This window comes from Tardiphaga sp. vice304, from assembly GCF_007018905.1.
Lineage (GTDB): Bacteria > Pseudomonadota > Alphaproteobacteria > Rhizobiales > Xanthobacteraceae > Tardiphaga.
This window is the reverse complement of the sequence record NZ_CP041402.1, coordinates 3,920,437-3,943,700: the sequence shown is the minus strand read 5'-3', so window position 1 is coordinate 3,943,700 and position 23,264 is coordinate 3,920,437. Positions and strand designations below refer to the sequence as shown.

Annotated in this window: 24 protein-coding genes; 14 read left to right on the top strand and 10 right to left on the bottom strand. The window is 64.6% G+C overall.

The features are described 5' to 3' along the window. Positions 1-20: 20 nt before the first annotated feature. Complete coding sequence (locus tag FNL56_RS18790; protein WP_143574508.1) at positions 21-302, bottom strand: hypothetical protein; 282 nt, start codon at positions 300-302, stop codon at positions 21-23. A gap of 111 nt (positions 303-413) precedes the next feature. Here FNL56_RS18790 and FNL56_RS18785 point away from each other — a divergent pair, with 111 nt between their 5' ends. The 3 genes from FNL56_RS18785 (at position 414) to FNL56_RS27805 (ending at position 1,475) form a co-directional block, all read left to right on the top strand. Next, positions 414-713, top strand: coding sequence for a hypothetical protein (locus FNL56_RS18785; protein ID WP_210245408.1), 300 nt, complete (start codon positions 414-416; stop codon positions 711-713). Between the two features lie 133 nt (positions 714-846). Beyond that, entirely contained in the window at positions 847-1,197 is a 351-nt protein-coding gene (locus FNL56_RS18780) for a hypothetical protein (protein WP_143574507.1), read from the top strand. 101 nt (positions 1,198-1,298) lie between these two features. Further along, complete coding sequence (locus tag FNL56_RS27805; protein ID WP_168202815.1) at positions 1,299-1,475, top strand: hypothetical protein; 177 nt, start codon at positions 1,299-1,301, stop codon at positions 1,473-1,475. A gap of 151 nt (positions 1,476-1,626) precedes the next feature. On the opposite strand, the gene FNL56_RS18775 is transcribed toward FNL56_RS27805, so the two are convergent. The 3 genes from FNL56_RS18775 to FNL56_RS18765 form a co-directional block, all read right to left on the bottom strand. Continuing rightward, positions 1,627-2,211: a transglutaminase-like cysteine peptidase gene (locus tag FNL56_RS18775; RefSeq protein WP_441351237.1), complete on the bottom strand. Its 585-nt coding sequence runs from the start codon at positions 2,209-2,211 to the stop codon at positions 1,627-1,629. A 360-nt stretch (positions 2,212-2,571) separates the two neighbouring features. Beyond that, positions 2,572-3,186: a PilZ domain-containing protein gene (locus tag FNL56_RS18770; protein WP_143578111.1), complete on the bottom strand. Its 615-nt coding sequence runs from the start codon at positions 3,184-3,186 to the stop codon at positions 2,572-2,574. Between the two features lie 128 nt (positions 3,187-3,314). Further along, complete coding sequence (locus FNL56_RS18765; RefSeq protein ID WP_143574504.1) at positions 3,315-3,872, bottom strand: PAS domain-containing protein; 558 nt, start codon at positions 3,870-3,872, stop codon at positions 3,315-3,317. 565 nt (positions 3,873-4,437) lie between these two features. On the opposite strand from FNL56_RS18765, the gene FNL56_RS18760 reads away from it, so the two are divergent. The 3 genes from FNL56_RS18760 (at position 4,438) to FNL56_RS18750 (ending at position 7,595) form a co-directional block, all read left to right on the top strand. Then, positions 4,438-6,078, top strand: coding sequence for a hypothetical protein (locus FNL56_RS18760; protein ID WP_143574503.1), 1,641 nt, complete (start codon positions 4,438-4,440; stop codon positions 6,076-6,078). Positions 6,079-6,217: 139 nt separating this feature from the next. After that, on the top strand, positions 6,218-6,988 hold the full coding sequence (locus tag FNL56_RS18755) for a rhomboid family intramembrane serine protease (RefSeq protein WP_143574502.1): 771 nt from the start codon (positions 6,218-6,220) through the stop codon (positions 6,986-6,988). 178 nt (positions 6,989-7,166) lie between these two features. Then, on the top strand, positions 7,167-7,595 hold the full coding sequence (locus tag FNL56_RS18750; protein WP_143574501.1) for a CBS domain-containing protein: 429 nt from the start codon (positions 7,167-7,169) through the stop codon (positions 7,593-7,595). Between the two features lie 169 nt (positions 7,596-7,764). Here the strand turns inward: FNL56_RS18750 and FNL56_RS18745 are convergent, their stop codons facing one another. Then, a complete protein-coding gene (locus FNL56_RS18745) occupies positions 7,765-8,838 on the bottom strand; it encodes a patatin-like phospholipase family protein (protein ID WP_246661457.1) in 1,074 nt (357 codons plus the stop codon). A 240-nt stretch (positions 8,839-9,078) separates the two neighbouring features. Here FNL56_RS18745 and FNL56_RS18740 point away from each other — a divergent pair, with 240 nt between their 5' ends. Beyond that, entirely contained in the window at positions 9,079-10,140 is a 1,062-nt protein-coding gene (locus tag FNL56_RS18740) for a hypothetical protein (protein ID WP_143574500.1), read from the top strand. Between the two features lie 197 nt (positions 10,141-10,337). Further along, positions 10,338-12,812: a putative bifunctional diguanylate cyclase/phosphodiesterase gene (locus FNL56_RS18735; RefSeq protein ID WP_143574499.1), complete on the top strand. Its 2,475-nt coding sequence runs from the start codon at positions 10,338-10,340 to the stop codon at positions 12,810-12,812. A gap of 133 nt (positions 12,813-12,945) precedes the next feature. On the opposite strand, the gene FNL56_RS18730 is transcribed toward FNL56_RS18735, so the two are convergent. The 3 genes from FNL56_RS18730 to thrS all read right to left on the bottom strand — a co-directional run bounded on the left by FNL56_RS18730 (position 12,946) and on the right by thrS (position 15,873). After that, the gene (locus tag FNL56_RS18730) at positions 12,946-13,509 is read right to left on the bottom strand and encodes a nitroreductase family protein (protein WP_143574498.1); all 564 of its coding nucleotides are present in this window, start codon (positions 13,507-13,509) and stop codon (positions 12,946-12,948) included. 127 nt (positions 13,510-13,636) lie between these two features. Next, the gene (locus tag FNL56_RS18725; RefSeq protein WP_143574497.1) at positions 13,637-13,834 is read right to left on the bottom strand and encodes a hypothetical protein; all 198 of its coding nucleotides are present in this window, start codon (positions 13,832-13,834) and stop codon (positions 13,637-13,639) included. Beyond that, on the bottom strand, positions 13,831-15,873 hold the full coding sequence (thrS, locus tag FNL56_RS18720) for a threonine--tRNA ligase (protein ID WP_143574496.1): 2,043 nt from the start codon (positions 15,871-15,873) through the stop codon (positions 13,831-13,833). The genes FNL56_RS18725 and thrS overlap by 4 nt, the downstream gene beginning before the upstream one ends. Before the next feature lie 174 nt (positions 15,874-16,047). Here thrS and FNL56_RS18715 point away from each other — a divergent pair, with 174 nt between their 5' ends. Continuing rightward, complete coding sequence (locus FNL56_RS18715) at positions 16,048-17,175, top strand: MFS transporter (RefSeq protein ID WP_143576254.1); 1,128 nt, start codon at positions 16,048-16,050, stop codon at positions 17,173-17,175. On the opposite strand, the gene yidD is transcribed toward FNL56_RS18715, so the two are convergent. Then, complete coding sequence (gene yidD, locus FNL56_RS18710; protein ID WP_143574495.1) at positions 17,176-17,514, bottom strand: membrane protein insertion efficiency factor YidD; 339 nt, start codon at positions 17,512-17,514, stop codon at positions 17,176-17,178. 227 nt (positions 17,515-17,741) lie between these two features. Here yidD and FNL56_RS18705 point away from each other — a divergent pair, with 227 nt between their 5' ends. After that, positions 17,742-18,665, top strand: a complete 924-nt coding sequence (locus FNL56_RS18705; protein ID WP_168202964.1) for a hypothetical protein — start codon at positions 17,742-17,744, stop codon at positions 18,663-18,665. Between the two features lie 4 nt (positions 18,666-18,669). Here the strand turns inward: FNL56_RS18705 and FNL56_RS18700 are convergent, their stop codons facing one another. Next, positions 18,670-19,119 carry an iron-sulfur cluster assembly scaffold protein gene (locus FNL56_RS18700; protein WP_143582234.1) on the bottom strand — a complete coding sequence of 150 codons (450 nt, stop codon included), beginning with the start codon at positions 19,117-19,119 and terminating at the stop codon, positions 18,670-18,672. 242 nt (positions 19,120-19,361) lie between these two features. Between FNL56_RS18700 and folE the strand changes: the two genes are divergently transcribed. From folE to FNL56_RS18680, 4 genes are all read left to right on the top strand, one after another. After that, the gene (gene folE / locus FNL56_RS18695) at positions 19,362-20,051 is read left to right on the top strand and encodes a GTP cyclohydrolase I FolE (protein ID WP_143574493.1); all 690 of its coding nucleotides are present in this window, start codon (positions 19,362-19,364) and stop codon (positions 20,049-20,051) included. Positions 20,052-20,240: 189 nt separating this feature from the next. Next, the gene (hisI, locus tag FNL56_RS18690; protein WP_143574492.1) at positions 20,241-20,672 is read left to right on the top strand and encodes a phosphoribosyl-AMP cyclohydrolase; all 432 of its coding nucleotides are present in this window, start codon (positions 20,241-20,243) and stop codon (positions 20,670-20,672) included. Between the two features lie 87 nt (positions 20,673-20,759). Continuing rightward, the gene (locus FNL56_RS18685) at positions 20,760-21,764 is read left to right on the top strand and encodes a transglycosylase SLT domain-containing protein (protein WP_143574491.1); all 1,005 of its coding nucleotides are present in this window, start codon (positions 20,760-20,762) and stop codon (positions 21,762-21,764) included. A 300-nt stretch (positions 21,765-22,064) separates the two neighbouring features. Next, the gene (locus FNL56_RS18680; RefSeq protein WP_143574490.1) at positions 22,065-23,234 is read left to right on the top strand and encodes a DUF2336 domain-containing protein; all 1,170 of its coding nucleotides are present in this window, start codon (positions 22,065-22,067) and stop codon (positions 23,232-23,234) included. Positions 23,235-23,264: the final 30 nt, after the last annotated feature.

Below are 23,264 nucleotides of genomic sequence, written 5' to 3'. Positions count from 1 at the left end.
CTTTCGCGCAAACGGATGTCTTACATACGGGGCGACTGTCGCCAATGCGGCTGTTTTCTCGACTTATCATAGACCTTATCGACACGACGGTTCAGCGCCTGCGCCACGCCGAGCCTGGCAAAACTGACCGGACCCCCGTGATCGGCCGCCTCGATCAGGCAGTGCATCGCGGTCTGCCATTCCTCCGCCTCATGCTCGGCTGCCGGCAGCCGCGTGATGTAGGCGCCTGCGTCGCGCAGACTGACCAGCACGGCGCCATCCGGCACCTCGATCGGCTCTCGAAACTGCTTGTCCCACGACATCGGGAAACTCCACGCAACGCTTTACACACTGAGTTCAAACCCTTCGGCAAGATTTTGTTCCGATCGGGAACCTGCGCCCGATGACGCGGTTGGCGTGCAAAGGAGATTCCGATGTTCAAAGCCTCCAAGCCAATGATTTTCGCCGCTGTTGCCGTTCTACTGTCGTCCATGGCGGCTTTTGCCCAGACCGGTGGGGGCGCCGGTGGCGCATCGGGAGGCGCGACGGGTGGTGCGGCGGGCACCAACAGCGCCGGCACGGCGAATTCGAGCGGCGGCATGGGCCGGACGACCGGCGCGGGGCCCGGGGGGGCGCCTGCGGTGGACGGCAAGCCGGCCACGGGCGACGCCAACGTCGATGCCCAGGACCGTGCCGTCGATCGCAAGGTGAAAAGCATCTGCAAGGGCTGTTGAACGGCGACGGCCGTCGAGCGCAGCGCGGTAGCGCGGATGTGAGCGGCCCGCGGCCCGATCGCATAGCTATTCGTCGCAACGATCCTATCTAACCGATACAAATCTACCGTAGCGGATGTGTTGGAGAATGGTGATGTTGCGCAAGATGGTGTTTGGGATGATGGCCGCGGCGGTTCTTGCCTTGGCGGCGCCGACCGAGGCTTCCGCGCGCGGTGGATATGGCGGCCACGGTTTTCACGGTGGAGGTTTCCACGGTGGCGGATTCAGGGGCGGCGGCTGGGGCGGTCGCGGCGTCGGCATCGGGCTGGGTCTGGGGCTTGCCGGCGCGGGCCTGTACGGCGGCTACGGCTACGGCCGCTACGGATATGGCGGCTATCCCTATGCCATTGGCGGCTATGATGACGAAGGTGGCTGCTATCTCGTGCGCCGTCGGATCATGACTCCGGCGGGCTACCGCGTGCGGCGGGTCGAAGTGTGCGAGTGATCGCTCTCCAGACACGCTGATGTGATCTTGCAACGGCTCCGGCATACCTCTGCCGGCGCCGTTTTGCGTCGGGCCTTGTCGGCTTGTGTTAGAATGGCCGGATGCTGGCGAACCTCGACGCACCCCATCTGACCCTGATGTTCTGCGGCATTGTATTGGCGCTTACGCTGGCGCTGGTCTGGCTGCTGTTCGAACTCGATCGCCGGTTCGGCAAACGCATCTCCGCCAGCGCGCTGGCGCGGTTTGGCTATTTGCCGGACGGCCGCCGGAAGCGCTGACCCAGCAGCGCGAGCCCGCGTCGCGCTTATCGGACGTCCCCCCCAAAAAAAGTTGCGGCCAGCCTTGGGGGAAGGCTGGCCGCACGCGATCCGGTCTGGGACGGGGAGGGGTGGGGAAGTGACCGGGTCGCGTATCTCGAAAAATTCGATATCAGCGGGCGCTGGCGGTGGCGACGGCAGGACGGTTGTCTCCGAGCGAAACCCAGACGTTCGGGTTGGACTGCGACTGCCGCTTGACGAAGCGGTAGCCGGTCTCGGTCCACGACACGACGTTCTCATTCTGGTTGTCGAGCACGTATTCGCCCTTGTCGGTCTTCACCGTCAGCACCGCATGTCCGTCGCCCTTCTTGTCGCGTACCACGGTGATCAGCAGTGCCTCGCGCGGCCAGCCCGCATCGATCAGCATCTTGCGCTTCAACAGCACGTAGTCTTCGCAATCGCCGTAGCCGTCGTCTGGCAGCGACCACTTCTCGACCACGCCCCAATGATCCTGATCGGTCATCGGCTTGATGGTCTCGTTGACCCAGCGGTTGACGCGCAGCAAATCCTTCCACGCCGTCTGCGTGATAACGATGTCGCGCGCTTGGGTAGCAGCCCCGCGGCAATCAGCGGGATTGTCCGCGCAGAATTCGATCCAGCCGATCGGCGAGCGCGTCGTGTCGCCCAGGCTTGCATAGCGTGCGTCGCCGGCATTCGCCGTAACTGAAAATCCGATCAGGAAAGCAGCAATCGCCATTCCTGTAGTTCGCCCCGTGATACCAAACATTGTGGCCCCCGTTTCTTGTTGGGACCATGTTTTGCACAGAGGCTTTGCGGCGCCGCTAAATCGGCCAACTACAATTGAGACGAATACGCTTCAAACACGCTACGTTTTCGAAACTATAGTTCGGGCTTTCTGGAGCCGAATTTAACCTTGCCGATTTGATTCAAACTTTACGCATTAAGCACGCCGCGCCGGGAAATGGCGGCTTTGCGGCGCAACCGTGGCTCGGCGTTAACGGGTAAGGCAGTTGTCAAACATGAAGAAGGCGGTATCCCGGGACAGGGATACCGCCTTTCAATCGCAACCAGATTGGGGTCAGGGAGGCTTGGTCGTTTACCCGGCGTTGACGCTGTCTTCCAGTGTCTCGGCGAGCTGCTCGTGAATGAACTCGATCGCGAAGCCTTCCTCGAGATGGCGGACGACGCGGGACTGCACCCGGCCGAGCGACACATGGCTGTGCAGCGGCGGACGCTTCTCCGCCGCGATGGCGGCGCCGGACAGCGACAGGTCGATGATCCGGCAGGTCATCTGGGTGCTGTCCTCGAGCGTGAGGACGCAGATCGGGTTGCGCGGCACGATACGGTCGTGGCGGCGGTCTTCCGGCAGGTTGAGGATGTCGCGGTTGGCAAGCCAGGTCAGCTGCGCCGCCAGCTTGTCGCGCTTGCGCGGGGTGGCGCCGACGGTCATCGCAAAGCCATTGTCGATGATGCGGGTCACCTTGCCTTCGACGCGGCCGATATGATCGAGATAGGCGATCACGCGATCGCCGATATTGCCGATGCCGGGGCCGAGCAGGGCCAGGCCGCCAGGCGACATATTGATCACCTGGCAGGGAAACTCGCGGCGGTCCGGCAGCATGTAGCGGCCGAGAAGGTGGACCTTCACGCGCTGGAAACGTCGCTTTTCTTCTGCCGCGGGCAGAATCGATCGTGGTTGCGCGAGCGCCATATGCCGTGCCGGTCAGCGGGTCGAGGGTAACACAACTCTACGTGGCTCAGGGTTAATGATGCGTTAGCAATCACGTCGTTTCATCGCCGATGGGTGTGAAGACGGCGCGCGACGCCAGACCGGATCGCTCAACGCAGCCCCTCATAGATCATCAGTCCGTGGGCGACCTTCAGCTTGCGCAGCGCGCGCGGTGCGAAGCGTTGCGGCGGGTGGGCGAGATAGCGGAACGAGGTCAGGCTGAAATAGCCGAGCCGGCCGCCGGCCTCGCCGAGCGGCGCCAGCAGGCCGGTCAGGCTGGTCGGGGTGTGGGCGCGCATGTTGAACGGCAGTAGCAGCAGTTCCAGTTGCACCTTGCGGCCGTCGTCGGTCACCGCGGTGACGCCGGCCACGGCCGCCAGCAGTTCCTCGGCCACCACGGTGACGATCTCTTCAATGTCGCGACGGTTGTCCGGCGCAAACAGCATCGGGAACGCCTGGCCCTTGAGGTCGCGGTCGAGCAGGGCGCAGACCCGCGTGCCGGCGACGCGGAACGGGAAACCGGCCGGCTTGTCGTAAGACAACACGAAAATATCGCCGAGCAGTTCGCGCACCGGACCGGGCTCGATGTCGCTGCGCTCCGGGGCGCGCGCGTCGCCGCGCTTGTCGTCCCAATAGGCAAAGAACTCTTTGCTGGATGGATGCTTCATCAACGCTCGCCTTGACCGGCAAATGGTCCGTGCGGGACATTTCTGTCCCGAATCCAGGCACCTCGTGCCCGCTACATCTTGTGCAGGTCAGACATTGCATCGTCCATGCCGCAGCCGCGTTTTCCACGGCGTTAACTTTAATTGCAGATGTTAACGTTTATTTAAGCATGATGGTGGCGTAGCGCTGGTGTTCGCGTAGTATGGTCGCGTACTACACATCGGCGCGGTACCTTGATGAGGCGCCGCGGTTGATACCAGGGTGGCTGACAACAGGTTTGGTCATCGCGCGCGATGCCTGGGACGGGGCAATTCGGATCCCGGGCAGGCATCCGCGGAAAGATCGATCCAGGTGAAGGGGGGGCGTCTCAGCGCTCTCCCTTTTTCTTTTTGGCGTTTGGTCGCTGAACCGGCGATGCGTATCGTATCCGGATTCAGCGTCGCAATGCATCGGGCCGCTCGTGCGCTGCCGCAGATATCACTATAATAGAAGATGCTAGAAATACTATTTACAATCTCTGATTGTAAATCCATGATTGACGTGCGGCGATCGAACCGGGGAGCGCGCATGACAACGGCAGACACCAGCCAGTCAAAGTATGCCGGGCCTGTCTGGCGCGGGGTTGATTACAGCCCGACCTGGACGGCATGGGTGGTGGGGGCCGGAGCGACGCAGACCGGCGATTCGGATTTCGCCAACGATGCCTTTCAGTCGCTATGGGCGGCCAATTTCATGGCCGCTCCAGGCGGCGACACCAGCCTCCCGACCGACAACGGCAACAACTATCGCAACGATCTGCAAATCATCGCTGATGCGGGGCTCAACCTCGTTCGCCTGTATAACTGGGATATGGCCCGGGGCACGACAGCAACATCCAATGTCGGACTGGACCACATCAACTTCCTCGATGCCGCTGCCGGCTTTGGCCTCAAGGTCGTTGTACCGGTGTCCGACTGGTTTCTATCGGATGATCCCAATGCCTGGAATTTTACCCCGGCGCCGCTTCCGTCGAACTACGATTTTGCGAATGCACCTGCAGCCATTCAGACGGATTTCAGCCAGTTCGTCGCCAGCGTGACGGACCCGACGACCGGCAAGATACATTCTGCCGTTCATTCCATTGATGTCGGAAATGAGGGCGATATTGGCCAGGGTTTGAACGGCCAGACCACGCCATCCAGCTTCTTGTACCGCACCATCTGGTGGATCGTGAATTTGCACCAGCAGATCAACGGCGGCAGCCCCGGTCCGGACGGCAGCCCGGCGGTGAATGGTGCAACGCCGGTGGTGCCTTCGACCGCCACCTTCTCCAATGGCGACCAGGGCCTGGGCATCGGGAGCTGGTTCAACTGCCTCATCGCCGGCGTGGCCGCCAACCAGCAGACGCCCACGGAAATGGATGGCCACAGCAGTTTCGACGTGGCCGTGACCGGGCTCAAGGCTGCGGATCCCGCCTGGGAGCAGTATTACTATAACAGCACGAATATCAGCCAGGTCTCGACGGCAACTCCTTTCGGCAACACCCTGGCCGCGACGCTGGCGCTGTACGATTCCGGCGCTTCCCCTTGGCCTGGCGCGGATTGCACGGTTCCGTTGCTGCTGATGGAGTTGTTCACCCCCAACCGTACCGCTTTTCCCGAGCCTGCGGATCAGGCGGTTGCGGCGGTGGGGCAGGTGACCGATCTTGAAAGCTATCTGGCCCAGAACAGCGCCGGCACAGCGAGCAGCAGCACCTATCTGATGGGCTACAATTATTTTGAATTCAATGATGAGCAGCAGGTCAAGCTGACCGGGCTCTACCAATACGGGGCCACTTTCAATCCGGCGGCAACGGGGACGACGAGTGTCTTCTACAGCCCCTATCAATTCCCCATCATGGCATTTCCGGTCTATTCCCTCGTCGCCACGCCCGGGCCGAATGGCAGCGGCACGCTGATCGATGCTTTGACCCAATGTGTGCCGGGAAACATCGTCGCTGTTTTCGGCGAGACGGGCAATTGGCAGGCGACCTTCTATACCGGTGCGCCGATCCCCTCCTGGGTGACCACGGGCATGAGCGTGTGGGGCGCCAACATTCCCGCCAGCACCACCGTCAACGTGCCGACACCAGGCCCGGGCGCGGTGGACATGACGGTCGTATTGGTCTGTGCCGGGTCGCAGGCCAGCAACCCGTTCACGGTCGAGACGGTGACGCTGAGCTTCTATTGAACGCTTGTGCGCCACAGCCGGCATTGCTGACATGCGATCCGTCCCGGCCCGCTGCGGCCATCGCGCGCTTGCTTCGCCGGCGTAAACCCGCCTATTTGGGCGATCGCTCGCATGAGCCCGCTGACCAGGCCCTTGACCGTTGGAATCCACCGTCCCCCCGCGTGAGCCCATCCTGACCCTGCCGGGGGCGCTGACCGCCTATGTGGCGCTGCTGGCGCTGATCCATGTCGGCCGGCTGTTGCTGCCCCCGGAACTCGACGACCTCGTCATCGAAATGTTCGGTTTCATCCCCAAGCGTTACGACCAGACGCTGCTGGCGATGCCATTTCCGGGCGGCGCCGGCGCCAAGATCTGGACCTTCGTCAGCTACTCGCTGCTGCACGCCAATCTCAGCCATATCGGCTTCAACGTGCTGTGGCTGCTGCCGTTCGGCAGCGCGCTGGCGCGGCGCTTCGGCGCGGTCCGGTTCTTCGTCTTCATGGCGGTGACGGCCGTCGGCGGCGCGGCCGCGCATCTGCTCACGCATGAGCACGAGCTGGCGCCGATGATCGGCGCTTCGGCCTCGGTGTCCGGCGCGATGGCCGCCGCGATCCGCTTCGCCTTCGTGCGCGGCAGCTTCCTGTCGTTCAACCGCGGCGATGCCGACGAGGCCGCGCGCGTCCCGGCGCAGCCGCTGCTGCGCGCGCTGCGCGATCCGCGCGTGCTGGGATTTCTGGGCGTCTGGTTCGCGGTCAATATCATCTTCGGGGTCGGCGCGATCGCGATCGGGGCCGAAGGCGCCAGCGTCGCCTGGCAGGCGCATATCGGCGGCTTCTTTGCCGGGCTGCTGCTGTTCTCGCTGTTTGACCCGATCCCGCGCAGAAGGCCTGGCGCCGGCGTTGCGGCCCCAGACAGGCCTGACCTGCGCTGAGCGCAGGCCGCCGCCTTGCGGGGTCGGCAGGATTGATCCACATTGCCGAAGGGACAGGTGACCTTGGCGGGGCGATGTTACGCTTTTCCGCGGCGTTGTTCTTTGACTGCCCGGGATCTTGAGTGCCCAAGAATAAGAGACGCCCACCCAAGGGCGAATTCGACTTCAGGAGGCGGCGATGACGGTACGTGCAATCCTCGATTCCAAAGGCCACCAGATTATCCACGTCGGGCCGGACGACACATTGTCGGTGGCCATCAAGCTGCTGTCGGAGCGCAAGATCGGTGCGGTCTTGGTGATGTCCGGGCAGCACCTCGACGGCATCCTGTCGGAACGCGACATCGTCCGCGTGATCGGCGAGCGCGGCGCCTCTGCGCTGGACGAACCGGTACAGGCGGTGATGACGCGCAAGGTCATCAGTTGCAAGGCGACCGACACCGTGGGCGCGCTGATGGAGATGATGACTTCCGGCAAGTTCAGGCATCTGCCCGTCATGGACGGCGACAAGATGGTCGGGCTGATCTCGATCGGCGACGTCGTCAAATGGCGGCTGCGCGAATTCGAGCATGAGCAGGAAGCGCTGCGTGACTATATCGCGACGGCCTGATTGCACGTGGGGACGGCTTGAATTGAACGGCGCATGCGTCTGCGCTAGGGTTGGATCCTCCATCCCAGCATGAGCCGACTGAAATGGCGTTTGCGTCCGTCGATCCTATACTTGGCCTTTCTCCTTCGGACCGCGACCATCGAGAGTAGCCGCGGCAAAACCCGGACGTTCAGGTTTCGATCAGCGCCTCGTGCGTGGACTGGGGGGCGACTTCCCCGATCGCTTCGCGGATCGAATCGATCGCGCGTTCGGCGGCGCGGGAGCCGTGCGCGATCAATTCGTCGGCACGGTGGAAGTCGAACCAGCCGATATGACCGATGCGGGGCGCGATCAGCATGTCCGGCGGATCGCCGGCAAGGCGCGCCCGGGTGATGCGGTCCTGCATGATGTTGAAGGCATCGACCATCACCGAGGAAATGCCGGGCCGGCCGCGGCTGCCGAAGAACTCGCGTTTCATGGTGCGCTCGGCGGAGAACAGCCGGCTGAAGCCGCGCTTCGGCGGCTCCTCCGGCTCGATCTCCGGTTCGATCGGACGCGCGTGGGCGCCGTGCGAAAAGATCGTCGTACTATGGCCGAACACGTCGTTGCTGAGGTTGACGGCAATCATGATTTCCGCGCCGAGCGCGCGCGCCGCCGATACCGGCACCGGATTGACCAACGCGCCGTCCACCAGCCAGCGGTCGCCGACCAGCATCGGCGAGAAGATGCCGGGCAGGGCGTAAGACGCGCGCATCGCGTCGACCAGCCGGCCATGCGTCAGCCAGATCTCGTGGCCGGTGCGGACTTCGGTCGCCACGCTGGCGAATTTCAGCGGCAGGTCCTCAATCACGGTGTCGCCGAGCGAGGCCTCGAGCTGGGCGGCCAGCTTGTTGCCGCCGATCAGGCCGGAGCCGTTGAGGCGGATGTCGAGGTAGCCGAGGATGTTGCGCGGCTGCAGGCCGCGCGCCCATTCTTCCAGCGTGTCGAGCTGGCCCGCCGCGTAGGCGCCACCGACCACGGCGCCGATCGAGGTGCCGACCACGACGTTGGGGACGATGCCGTGGGCCAAAAGGGTGCGCAGCACGCCGATATGGGCAAAGCCGCGCGCAGCCCCGCCACCCAGCGCCAGCCCGATCACGGGGCGGCGGACGCTGCCGAGACCTGGTCTGCCGAGACTTGGTCTGCCGAGACCTGGGCTGCCAATTCCCGGCTTGTCACGGCCATTCGCGCCGTTTTCGTTGCGCCCCATCAGATTCTCCAGCACGAACTCACTCCTCAGCCGGCCTGATTCAGTCGACGGCCGCATATTTATTCGGCCCGGCCGAATGACGCCAGACGGTACCGCATTCATGATTTATGCCGCCGAACATCGCCTTAGGCAGTAAATACGACGCCGTGGCGACACGTCCGCCGGACGGCGTACATTGCCGGTGGATCTCGCGGCATTGTGTAGGGTGCCAAGTGCAGGCTTGAATTTGCCGCGTTTTCGGTGAAAAGCAGGGCGATGATGGCACTGGGCGATGATTTGGTAAGAGCCGGAAGGGGCCAACGCTTGGCATGCGCGCTGGCGCTGGCCTTGCTGTCGACTTTTCCAGCCGGTCCTGCCTTGGCCCAGTTTTTCAGCGATCGTCCGCCGCCGGTGCCGCCGGGCTCGATCCCGGGCGTCGAGTCCGGCCCGGCCATCAGCTTGGCACCACCTTCGGGGCCGGCTTCCGCGCCTTTGCTGCCGGCGCCTTTGACCCAGCCGCCGGTCGCCGCCGTGACGCCGCCGGTGCCGTCGCCGCTCCCCGTCAGCCCGGCTGCGCCCGCGCAGGGCGTGCTGGCGCTGACCGCTCGCTACGGCAAGGACATGTCGGTGATCGGCAACGGGCTGGTGTGGCGGGTCTATTCCGACCGGCCGGACGAAACCGGCGCCTTCAAGCTGATCCGCGAAGACCGTGGCGCGACCCCCAATATCGTGCTGCCGCCCGGCAGCTACGTGGTGCATGTCGCGATGGGGCTGGTCAGCGCAGTGCGCCCGGTGACGATCAAGACCGACACCGATCGCGAATCCTTCGTGCTGCCCGCCGGGGGCCTGCGCATCGAGGGCCGCGTTGGCTCCTCTAAAATTCCGCAGAACCAGATCTCGTTCAGTATCTACAAGGGCAGCCAGTTCGAGGCCGGCGAACGCGCGCCCTTGCTGCCGAGCGTGCCCGCCGGCGACGTCGTGCTGCTGCAGGAAGGCACCTACTACATCGTCTCCAACTACGGCGACGCCAATTCGACGGTGCGCTCCGACATTCGCGTCCAGGCCAGCAAGCTGACCGACGTCACCATCTCGCACCGTGCGGCCGTGATCACGCTGAAGCTGGTCGGCGACAAGGGCGGCGAGGCGCTGGCCAACACCGCGTGGTCGGTGATCACCCCGGCCGGCGACGTCATCAAGGAATCGATCGGCGCCTTCCCGCGCGTCGTGCTTTCCGAAGGCGAGTACCGGGCCATCGCCAAGAACGAAGGCAAGGTGTTCGAGCGCCCGTTCAAGGTGGTCAATGGCGTCGACGGCGAAATCGAAGTCGTCGCGCGCTAGCGCAGAAGAACGACAACAAGTATCAATAGCCGTCGATATGTCATGCTACTGTCATGGTTCTGAATTCGTCCTAACCATCACGCGACTTTAAAAATTCATAATGCTGGATTGCGCGTCACGGCGGCGGATCGTTTACATCACGTTAAGCAGCATGACCCGAATACCGTCTGCACCACAAGGATGCAGAAAGGAACGTCGTGACTGCGGTCAGACAATACGCCGGGCAACCGGATAGCAAGTTGCAGGGTGACGTTCCGGTGCTGCAGCGCAAGTGGCACGCCGCAGTTCGGCCTGGCCAGAATTTGCCGGGCTATGAAGAGGTGATGCTCGGCAGCCTCGGGCGCCTGGCCGATCACATCGTACTGCTGGTGGGCGACGGCGCGTCATGGCGGGTGTCGCGGAGCGGCCGTTACGTGCAGCACTGGCTCGGCGACGAGCGCTGGGACATCCCGCTCGATACGCTTTCGCCGGATTGCGCCACGGCCCTTTCGGAGGCTGCAGGCTGCGCGCTACAGACCGGTCGGCCGCGCATCTCCTCGGTGCATTGCGTCCGTAACGGACTGGTACAGACCTACGAAATGCTCGCGCTGCCGACCGCGTCGCGCTGGGGCAGTACGCTGATCGGAGTCTACGTCAATGAGCACGGGCCGCGCTACAATCTCGTCGATGCGATCTTTTCGGCCACCAATGAAGGCATCGTGACGCTGGCGGCGATCCGCAACTCTGCGAGCCAGGCTTTCGACTTCCAGATCGTGCACCTGAACGATGGCGCGGCAAGACTGTTGAAGGCGCCCTCGACCGGGCTGCAATGGTGCAGGTTGAGTGCTGGCGGCCACGCGCTGTGCCTGCCGGACGTGCTGCAATGGCTGCTATCGATGATCTCGCGCGGGACCAGCGACCAGTTCGAGATCGACAGCGCCGACCGCAACCTGCGGCTCAGCGCTACCGCGTTCGGCGATCTGTTATCGCTGACGATCACGGACGTCACCGACATCAAGCGCCGCGAGGAATCGTTCCGGCTGCTGTTCGATGCCAACCCGATGCCGATGTGGGTGTTCGATGCGGAGACGTTGCACTTTCTTGGCGTCAATGACGCTGCAATTGCGCATTATGGCTATGATCGCGCCACCTTTCTTACCATGGAGCTCCGGCAGATCTGGCCGGAGGATGAATGGGACGCGCATACGAGGTCGCTGCAGGAGATCGGCGATGCCTATCAGTCTGAGCGCAACTGGCGGCACATCAGGGCGAATGGCAGCGAGATCCAGGTTCTGACCTACGGCCGCCGGGTGTCGTTCGAGGGCCGCGACGGCTTTCTCGTCGCCGTGGTGGACATCACCGAGCGTCGCAAGGCGGAGGCCCGCGTCGCGCACATGGCGCATCACGACGGCCTGACGGGCCTCGCCAACCGCGTGATGTATCAGGAGCGGCTGAACCAGGCGCTGCAGCAGGCGCGCTCGGATGCCGAAGGCGGCATCGCGGTGCTGTGCATCGACCTCGATCTGTTCAAGAACGTCAACGATTCCTTCGGTCACCCGATGGGCGACCGGCTGCTGACCATGGTGGCCGCGCGGATGCGCGCCAATGTCCGCGGCAGCGATCTGGTGGCGCGGCTCGGCGGCGACGAATTTGCGATCGTGCTGGCCGGCGAGATTGCGCCCAACGACGCCAATGATTTCGCGCTCCGGCTGATCCATACGCTGAGCGAACCCTATGACATGGACGGCATCGAGATCGTGATTGGCGCCAGCGTCGGCATCGCGCTGTCGCCCGGCGACGGCGACAACAGCGAAGAGCTGATGCGCAACGCCGACATGGCGCTGTACCGCGCCAAGAACGACGGCGGCGGCGTGCATCATTTCTTCGAGCGCGAGATGGATCTCCAGGCGCAGAAGCGCCGTGACATGGAGATCGACCTGCGGCGCGCCTTTGCCAATGGCGAGTTCGAGTTACACTACCAGCCTTTGGTCGATCTCGCCGCGGACCGCATCACCGGCTTCGAGGCGCTGTTGCGCTGGAAGCACCCGGACAAGGGCATGATCTCGCCGGCGGACTTCATCCCGGTCGCCGAGGACATCGGCCTGATCGTCACGCTCGGCGAATGGGTGCTGCGCAAGGCCTGCGTCGAGGCCGCGAAATGGCCGGACGATATCAAGATCGCCGTGAATCTCTCACCGGTGCAATTCCGCAACCGCAATCTGGTGCAGGTGGTGATCGCGGCGCTGGCCTATTCCGGCCTGTCGCCGCTTCGGCTGGAACTGGAGATTACCGAGTCGCTGTTCCTCGCCGAAACCGAAGCCAATCTAGCGGTGCTTCACCAGTTGCGCGCGCTCGGCGTCCGCATCTCGATGGACGATTTCGGCACCGGCTATTCGTCGCTCAGCTATCTCCGGAGTTTTCCGTTCGACAAGATCAAGATCGATCGCTCCTTCATCAAGGATCTGGTCGGTCGCTCCGATTGCATCGCCATCGTGCGAGCGATTTCCGGGCTCGGCCGCAGCCTCAACATCACCACGACCGCCGAAGGCGTCGAGACCGTCGACCAGCTCGACTGGCTGCGCGCCGAGGGCTGCACCGAGGTGCAGGGCTTCCTGTTCAGCGCCGCGAAGCCGGCGTCCGAGGTGGAAGAGTTGTTGCGCCGGTTCGGCGCGCGGGCGTCGGAAGCGGCGTAGCGCCCGACATTGTCGTTCCGGGGCGCCAGCGCGGCAGCGCGAGCGAACCCGGAACCTCGATGTGTTTTGCGATGAACATTTCAGGATTCCGGGTTCGGTCGCAGCTCGCGCTCCTCCCGCCCCGGAATGACAGCTAGAATCTGGTGACCAACTTCGCCAGCTCCGGCCGAGGCCGGTCTTCGTTCGGCTTGGTCGGCTTGCCGATGTGGATGAAGCCGGCAATCTTTTCGTGGGCACCAAGGCCGAGGCCATCGAGCATGGCACGGTCGTAGGAATACCAGCCGGTCAGCCAGTTGGCCCCGAAGCCGAGCGCGGTGGCGGCGGTGACGAGGTTCATGCAGCTCGCGCCGGCCGACAGCTCCTGCTCCCACGGCGGCACCTTTGGATGCGGCTTGATGCTGGAGACCACCGCGATCACCAGCGGCGCTTCCATCAGGCTGTTCCTGGCGCCGTCGAGATCGGCGGCCGAGGCCTCCGGTTTACTGCGCGACAGCGCTGCGGCGATGACGTCGCCGGCGCGCGCACGCGCATCGCCCTCGAATACGATGAAGCGCCACGGCGCCAGCTTGCCGTGATCCGGCACCCGCGCGCCGATCGTCAGGATGGTGTCGATTTCGGCGGGGGAGGGGCCGGGGCCGCTCATCTCGCGCGGCTTGACGGAACGGCGGGTCTTCAGGAAGTCGATGATGTCGGGCACGGCGATCTCTTCGGCAATGGGACTGCCGATACCAATACCACGCGAAACTGCCCGCGTTGAGGCGGGCCGCGATCATTTAGATCGAATGTGACCGCGCGATCGCGTGATCGCCCGGCCGTTCAATCGCTTAGCCCCTGGCCGGCATCTTGCCGGCGCGGTCGAGCAGATCCTTCGCGAGATCCTCCAGGATCTCGCGCGTCGCCAGAAACAGGCTGTGGCCCTGGTCGGTCTCGAACGCCAGCGCCACGACATGCGGGCGGTTGGGATCCGGGATCAACTGATAGGCCAGGATCGGGTAGGCGGGGATTTCCTGTTCGTCGGTCATGCCGCGTCCCTCGCCCGCTTGACGTCCGGCGGCGTGGCTTCCTCGACCAGTGAGGCCAGCGCGTCGGTCAGCGACATCACGGTCTGCTTTTCGCTGCCGAAGCGGCGGATCGAGACCTGGCCGGTTTCGGCTTCCTTCTTGCCGACCACCAGCATCACCGGGATCTTCATCAGCGAGTGCTCGCGGACCTTGTAGTTGATCTTCTCGTTGCGCAGGTCGATCTCGACGCGCAGCCCGGCTTTTCGCGCGGCGGCGGCGACGGTCGTCGCGTAGTCGTCGCCTTCCGAGGTGATCGTGGTGACCACGATCTGGGTCGGGGCCAGCCACAGCGGGAAGTTGCCGGCAAAATGCTCGATCAGGATGCCGATGTAGCGCTCCATCGAGCCGCAGATCGCGCGATGCACCATCACCGGCGCCTTTTTCGAACCGTCGGCATCGATGTAGAACGCGCCAAAGCGTTCCGGCAGGTTGAAATCGACCTGCGTGGTGCCGCACTGCCAGTCGCGGCCGATCGCGTCGCGCAGCACATACTCGAACTTCGGCCCGTAGAACGCGCCTTCGCCGGGCGAGATTTCGGTCTTGATGCGGTTGCCGCCCTGCGCCGCGATCTCCGACAGCACGGTGGCCATCACGCGCTCGGCGTGGTCCCACATCTCCTCGGTGCCGACGCGCTTTTCCGGTCGCGTCGAGAGCTTGACCGTGAGGTCGCCGTCGAAGCCGAAATCGGCATAGGTCGACAGAATGAGCTCGTTGATCTTCATGCATTCGTCAGCGAGCTGCTGCTCGGTGCAGAACACATGCGCGTCGTCCTGCGTGAAGCCGCGCACGCGCATCAGCCCGTGCATGGCGCCCGACGGCTCGTAGCGATGCACCACGCCGAATTCGGCGATGCGCAGCGGCAGGTCGCGGTAGCTCTTCAGGCCGTGCTTGAAGATCTGCACGTGGCCCGGGCAGTTCATCGGCTTCAGTGCGAACCAGCGCTTGTCTTCCGCCTCGTCGCCGGCGGACTGCGCCGCGAACATGTTTTCGCGGTACCACTCCCAGTGGCCGGAGGTCTCCCACAGCGACTTGTCGAGAATTTGCGGCGCGTTGACTTCCTGATAGTCGCTGCCGAGCCGGCGGCGCATATAGGCGACCAGCGCCTGGAAGATGGTCCAGCCCTTGGCGTGCCAGAACACGACACCGGGGCCTTCCTCCTGGAAGTGGAACAGGTCGAGCTCGCGGCCGAGCTTGCGGTGGTCGCGCTTCTCGGCCTCCTCGATCTGGTGCAAATAGGCGTCGAGATCTTCCTGCTTCGCGAACGCCGTGCCGTAGATTCGCGTCAGCATCGGGTTGTTGCTGTCGCCGCGCCAATAGGCGCCGGCCACCTTCATCAGTTTGAAGGCGGTGCCGACCTTGCCGACCGAGGTCATGTGCGGGCCGCGGCAGAGGTCGAACCAGTCGCCCTGCTTGTAGACCTTGATGGTCTGGTCGGCCGGGATCATGTCGACCAGCTCGACCTTGAACATCTCGCCGTTGTCCGAGAACACCTGCTTGATGTCGTCGCGCGACCAGATTTCCTTGGTGAAGGGTTTGTCGCGCTGGATGATCTCGCGCATCTTCTTCTCGATCGCGGCAAAGTCTTCCGGCGTGAACGGGTCGTTGCGGAAGAAGTCGTAATAGAAGCCGTTCTCGATCACCGGGCCGATGGTGACCTGGGTGCCCGGCCACAGCGCCTGCACGGCTTCCGCCAGCACATGGGCTGCGTCATGCCGGATCAGCTCCAGCGCGCGCGGGTCGTCGCGGTTGACGAATTCGATCTTGGCGTCGCGCTCGATCGGGTCGGAAAGGTCGGTCACCACGCCGTCCAGCGCCATCGCGACGGTGCGTTTGGCGAGCGAGGGCGAGATCCCCTTGGCGATCTCGAAGCCGGTGATGCCGGCGGCGAATTCGCGCGCGGCGCCATCCGGGAAGGTGACGGTGATCTGGGCGGCGGGCGGCGCCGGCGGGGTGAGGTTGGCGAGGCCGAATACGAATCCGGGCGGGTTGCTGTCGGGCATTTTCATCTCCTGTGGCTCACTCCTGCACACGGGCGCAGGTAAGCAGAAGCGCGGTATAGCAGCCGAATGTGGCGTTGCAACAGGGGTTGGAGCGCCTGATTTGACTTGGATGCGGCTGCATCCTTAGACTAGCACATCTTGCCCGCGCCTCGCCCCTACGCCCCCACCGCCCTCATGATCGGCAATTTCGTCACCGGCATCGCTTTGCTGGCGCCGACGGCGATGTTGCACGAATTGTCCGACGGGCTCGGCGTCACCATTCGCGAGGCCGGGCTGCTGATTACCTTCGGCGCGATCGTGCTGTGCGTGGGTTCGCCGGTGACCGCGTGGCTGACCAGCCGGATCGAGCGGCGGCATTTGTTGATGGGCGCGGTGGCGGTGATTGCGGCGGCGGATTTCGCCTCCGCCTTCGCGCCGAATTATGCCGTGCTGCTCGTGATCCGGCTTTTGATGGCCGCGGTGGCGGCGCTGTACACGCCGCAGGCCGCCGGCACGGTGGCGCTGATCGTGCCGCCCGGGAAACGCGGCGGCAGCATCGCCTATGTGTTTCTCGGCTGGACGCTGGCTGCCGCCATCGGCCTGCCGCTGGTGACCTTCATCGCCAGCCGCTATGGCTGGCGCGAGGTCTATGCCGGCATCGGCGCGCTGAGCGTTCTCAGTCTGCTGCTGCTGGCCTGGCGGCTGCCGCGCGGGCTTTACGGCACGCCGGTCGATCTTGCGACCTGGACCGAACTGGCGCGCAACCGCCTCGTCGTGTTGCTGCTGCTGATCACCACGCTGCAGATTTCAGGACAATTCGTGATCTTCACCTTTCTCGCGCCGCTGCTCGGACAATTGACCGGGGCAGGGCCCGACGCGGCCAGCGCGGTGTTCGCGATCTACGGCCTCAGCGGCCTCGTCGGCATCCTGACCGCGACACGCATCGTCGATGGCTGGGGGGCGTTCAACTCCTCGCTGCTGGCGACGGCGCTGGTGCTGTCCGGCATGACGGTATGGTCGTTCGGCGCGGGCTCGCTTGCCGTGATGGCGGTCGGCGTCGCGATCTGGGGCATGGGTTTTGGCGCCACCAATTCGATGCAGCAGGTGCGCCTGGTTGGCGCCGCGCCGGCCGCTGCCAGCGCGTCGGTGTCGCTCAACACGTCGGTGCTCTATGTCGGGCAGGCGATCGGCTCGGCGATCGGCGGGATGCTGTTTGCCGGGGGACAGTTTCGTGCCGCCGGTTTTGTCGCGATGGGGTTCATGACGACGGCGCTGATCGCCGTGATCGTCAGTCGTCGCGTGGTGGCGACGGCGCAATCCTAGTCACTCGCGCACATCATGCACGCCGCGCCAGCGCGCATAGCGCCACGGCAGATACCACCGCGCCGTGGCTGGCGCTTGCGCCGGCACGTTGTCGATGCCGTGGGTGCCCCACGGATTACAGCGCAGCAGCCGCGCCAGCGTCATCCAGCCGCCGGCCCACAGCCCGAACCGCCCGATCGCCTCATCGCCATAGACCGAGCAGGTCGGCAGATGCCGGCAATGGTAGCCGACCAGCGGCGATAGCGTGTGGCGATAGATCCAGATCGCGCCGCGACCGGCGTTGCGCGGCAGGCGCATCAAAGTACCCGCGCAATGCGCGCAATCCGCTGAATGTTTCATAGGCGCATTGCTATCAGATTGGACGCGTTTTGCACGGTGCATCGGCACGCGCTCGAGCGGGCTATGCAAACGGGACACACTTGCCAGCAATCCGATCGCGATGCGGCAATTGAACTGGACGCCGGTAAGGGACCGGTTACGTTTTTGCATAACAATGATGTGACAGAATCGTAAACGTTGTTTGGGGCCCGTACCACTGCTCGGTAGAGCGCAGGGAAGGAACCGATGTGAGACACGTGACGTCGCTTCGCTCGGGCCGTCTGGCACTGTTTCGTGCCGCCGCCTTTTGCCTCGCTCTTCCCGGCCTGCTGGCCGTGGTCGGCGCTCCCGCTTATGCCGGCGCCGTCATGGAAGAACGCAAGCTGCCGATGCGCTTCACCTGGATTGCCTGTGAGCCGGACTGCCGCGGCTGGATCGGCGCGGTCGGAATCATCACCGGTGACACCGTCAAGGATTTCGAGGAATTCGCCCGCGGACGCGAACTGGCCGGCGCCACCGTGGTGCTGGATTCCAGCGGCGGCTCCGTCAATGACGCGATCCGGATGGGCCGGCGCTGGCGCAGGATGGGCCTGCTGACCACGGTCGGCACTACGGTCGAACTGCAGACGCTGTCCGGCCTCAAGCCGGCGGTGGTGCCGCAGGCCTATTGCGAGTCGATGTGCGTGTTCCTGCTGCTCGCCGGCAAGACGCGTTTCGTGCCCGACCAGGCGCATGTCCGTGTCCACCAGATCTGGATGGGCGACCGCGCCGACGATCCGCGCGCGGCGACCTATACGGCGCAGGACCTGATGATCGTCGAGCGCGATATCGGGCGGCTGGCGAAGTACACCTTCGACATGGGCGGCACCGACGATTTGCTGTCGCTGTCGCTGAACGTGCCGCCGTGGGAAGAGCTGCATGAATTGACGCCGGATGAATTGCTGACGACCAACCTGGTCACCACGCATGACGTGGCGGCGGTGCTGCCGCCCGGCAAGCCCGACGTGCCGATGGCCTCGCTGACGCCGAAGGTGGTACAGGACCGCTTCGTCAGCGCCATCGACGACTCGAAGACGCCGGTGGCGTCGATCGAGCCCGTAACGTCCAGGCCGACCAAGACCGCTGAGGCGACGGTACCGACCGGAGGCGCGGCGGTCACGCCGGCGAGGTAAGGATTCAGGCCGGCGCGTTGCTGGCGGCCTTGGCTTCGATCTGGCCGATCGCGTCGACCACAGCATCGAAGGTCAGCAGCGTCGAGGCGTGGCGGGCCTTGTAGTCGCGCACCGGCTCGAGCAGCGCGATATCCGCCCATTTGCCGTCCGGCGGCGCGCCGTTTTCCTTCAGCATTTTTCGCACCGTCTCGCGCAACGCGCGCAGTTCTTCCGCGGTCGAGCCGACCACATGGCTGGCCATGATCGCGGATGATGCCTGACCGAGCGCGCAGGCCTTCACGTCATGCCCGAAATCGGTCACGACGGGACCGTCCATCGTGAGGTCGATCTTCACCGTCGAGCCGCACAATTTCGAATGCGCGGTGGCTGTCGCGTCGGGCGCTGGCAGGCGACCCAATCGGGGGATATTGCCGGCGAGGGCGATGATGCGCTTGTTATAGATGTCATTCAGCATAAAGGGCGCCTTGACCGTGAAACCGCGGGTTCCCTCGCCCGTACCTTGGCAGCCGGGAACCCATCCCTATATAGGATGGTAGCGGCGCAAGAAAATGCCTGCCGTGCTCCGGATCGCCGGAAATTGAGAATTCAATTCGGCAGGGCTGATGTTATTGTTGGGGTTTCAGGCGTCCGGTGGCTGTGCCATCTCCGTCTGCCCGGTGACACTCCGGTCCCAGGGACCGGTCGAACGGAGTTTATATGAACGCGATGATCAAGCCGCTGCGCGGCAAAGCCCCCGAGCCGAAGCCGGGCTTCCAGCCCTCCGAACTCGATCCGGCAGAATTCCTCGCCCCGGCGGTGAATCCCGACCAAATGCGGCCGTCGCGCGCCGAGGCCGAGCAGGCGGTGAAGACCTTGCTGGCCTATGTCGGCGAAAACCCGCAGCGCGAGGGCCTGCTGGATACGCCGCGCCGGGTGGTCGAGGCCTATGACGAGCTGTTCCGGGGCTATTACCAGAACCCCTCCGAGGTGCTGAACCGCACCTTCGGCGAGACCGCGGGATATGATGATTTCGTGCTGATCCGCGACATGGGCTTCACCTCGCATTGCGAGCATCACATGATGCCCTTCTACGGCAAGGCGCATATCGCTTATACGCCCGTCGAGCGTGTCGTCGGCCTGTCGAAGTTGGCGCGGCTGGTCGATATTTTCGGCCACCGCCTGCAGACCCAGGAACATCTGACGGCGCAGCTCGCGGCTGCTGTGGACGAGGTCCTGAAGCCGCGCGGTGTCGCCGTGATGGTCGAGGCCGAGCATACCTGCATGTCGGCCCGCGGCATCCGCAAGGAAGGCTCGCGCACCTTCACCACCCGCTTCACCGGCAATTTCCGCGACAACCCGGCCGAGCAGGCGCGGTTCATGGCGATGATCAACATGCCCTCGCGCTAGGCGCTTCTTCCTCCCTCTCCCCTTGTGGGAGAGGGTGGATCGAAGGCGCGAAGCGCATTCGAGACGGGTGAGGGGGGGCCGCAAGCTCTGAGCCTCGCGACTACCCCTGATCCGTCACGGCCTTCGGCCGTGCCACCTTCTCCCACAAGGGGAGAAGGAAGAGGCCTCCGATTTTTTGAAAGAACCCCCGTGTCTCACGATCACGACCTCGAAGAATCCCTCGTGCTGCGGCCGAAATTCGACGCGGCCGGCCTCGTCACCTGCGTCGCCACCGATGCCGGCAATGGCGACGTGCTGATGGTCGCGCACATGAATGACGAGGCATTGCGCAAGACCATCGAGACCGGCGACGCCTGGTACTACAGCCGCTCGCGTAAGGCGCTGTGGCGCAAGGGCGAGAGCTCGGGCCATGTCCAGCGCGTGGTCGAGATGCGGATGGACTGCGACCAGGACGCGATCTGGATTCGCGTCGAGCAGCAGGGCGGGGCGGCCTGCCACACCGGCCGGCGCTCGTGCTTCTACCGCGCCATCACCCGAGGCGATGACGGTGCCGCCAAAGTGTCGTTCGTCGATGCCGGCCAGGTGTTCGATCCCGGACAGGTCTACCGCCAGGGTTCGTGACGCGATGTTGCTGTTAACTGCTCGTTAACCACATTGGCCCGATGGTCGTTGCAGCTTGGCGCCCTGACGGTGCCGGGGGCAGCACACATGGTCGACGCGACCAGTATCACATCGGCGATCGATACCACGCGCAGCCGGGTCACCGGCGCGATCAAGTCGGCTGCCGAAACCACCGGCACCAGCTTCGAATATCTGCTGTCCGCCGCCAAGATGGAATCCAACTTCAATCCGCAGGCGACGGCCTCGACCTCGTCCGCCAAGGGGTTGTTCCAGTTCATCGAACAGACCTGGCTCGGCACCGTCAAGGAAGCCGGCAATGCGCTGGGCTACGGCAAATATGCCGACGCCATCAGCAAGTCCGAATCCGGCAGCTATTCGGTCAGCGATCCCGCCGCGAAGGAAGCGATCCTGAAGCTGCGCGACGATCCGGTCGCCAGCTCGGCGATGGCCGGCGTGCTGACGCAGTCCAACGGCTTCAAGCTGACCGGCGCGATCGGCCGCCGCCCGACCGACGCCGAACTCTACATGGCGCATTTCATGGGCGTCGGCGGCGCGACCAAGCTGATCACTTCCGCCGAAAACAATCCGACGGCGTCGGGCGCGGCGCTTTTTCCCAATGCCGCCGCGGCGAACACGTCGATCTTCTACGACCAGGGCGGCCGGGCGCGCAGCGTCGCCGATGTCTATTCGGTGCTGTCGACGCGCTATGCTGCGGCCGCCGGTTCGCCGGTGACGCGCACCGCGCTTGAGACCGCCGGCGCCACCGGGGTTTCGGGAAGTGCTGCGGCGACGGCCACCGCGCCGGCCGCCAGCGCCGCCTATCTCGCCAGCTTCCCTGACCTGCGCAATGTCCAGGTCGCCAGCTTCGCGTCGGATACGTCCTCGGTGCCGGCAGCGACCTCGGTCGCGACGCAGGATGGCCCGATCTTCCGCACGCTGTTCCAGGCCGGCGACCGCGCGCAGCCGGTCTCCCAGGCGGTGCAGACGCTGTGGGGCAATAACGGCTCGCTGACCTCGGCGGCTCAGCCGGCCGTCGCGACGCCGCGCCCGCTTGATCTGTTCAGCGATCGCTCCGGCACGTTCAGCAACTAACTACACTTCGACTACACGATTCAATCCGTCATCGTCATCCTGAGGTGCTCGCCGTCTTCGGCGAGCCTCGAAGGATGCGGCCATGAAACGCCTTCGCTTGCGGCGCATCCTTCGAGGCCGTCGCTGCGCGACGGCGCCTCAGGATGACGGCGGAGTATGGTGCAGACGCCCCTGCACCCTTAACGAAACGTCAACAAACGCAACCGGTTATGGTGAACCCTTTGTTAAGTGGCATGGTTTATTTTGTCTGACAGTGGCATCGCGTTCCGGTGTCGATTTGTTGCGTTGGCCGGCAGAACCATGATCGTTCGGCAGTTCATTTCCTGGGTACGTACCGCGCCGGCGAGTGACCGCGCGGAAGCGACGCGCTCGCTGGCGCGGGCCTGGATCTTCTCCGATCTCACCGACGACGATCGCGCCGCCGCCGAAGGCGCGCTGCTGATGTTGCTCGACGATCCCTCGCCACTGGTGCGCCAGGCGATGGCCGACGTGTTTGCGCACGCGCCGTCCGCGCCCGCCGCGATCGTGCAGGCGCTGGCACTCGACCAGACCTGCGTGGCGTTGCCGGTGCTCGAACATTCTCCGCTGCTGATCGACGCCGACCTCGTCGATATCGTCGCCACCGGCGACAGCGAGTTGCAATGCGCGGTGGCGCGCCGCGTCACGCTCCCGGCGTCGGTCTGTGCTGCGATCGCCGAAGTCGGCTCCGCGGCCGCAGCGCTGGAGTTGATCGAAAATCCCTATGCCGAGATGGCATCGTTTTCCTGGGACCGCATCGTCGAGCGGCACGGCCATCTCGCCGCGATCCGCGAATCCATGCTGGTGCTGGACGACCTGCCGGCGGCCACCCGGCTGGCGCTGGTCGCGAAACTTTCCGACACGCTGACCCGCTTCGTGGTGGCGCGCAACTGGCTGAGCGCCGATCGCGCCGGCCGCATCGCCGACGAGGCGATGGCCCGCTCCACCGTCAATATCGCGGCGCGTTCGCGCGGCGACGAGATGCGCGACCTGGTGCGGCATCTGCGCCAGGCAGGCACGCTCACCGTCGGCTTGATCCTGCGCGCGCTGTTGTCGGGCAATATCGAGCTGTTCGAGCACGCGCTGGCGGAATTGTCCGGCGTGCCGCTCGGCCGCGTGTCGGGCATTGTCCATGACGGCGCCGGCCATACGCTGAACGCGCTGCTGCTGCGCGCCGGGCTGCCGGAATCTACCTATCCGGCGTTCCGCGCCGCGCTGGAGGCGCGCGACGAGATCGGCTTCATCGGCAGCGTCGGTGGCGCGGTGCGGCTGCGCCGCCGGATGGTCGAGCGCGTGCTGACGGTCTGCGAGACCGACGAGGCGGCGTCCGCCCCGCTATTGATCCTGCTGCGTCGTTTCGCGACGGAGTCGGCGCGCGAGGAAGCCCGCGTGTTCTGCGACGAACTGGCCGAACAGGCGCGGGCGTTCGAGTATCAGCCGCTCGCGGCGTAACCTTCAAAACTCTTGCGACATGCTCACTAA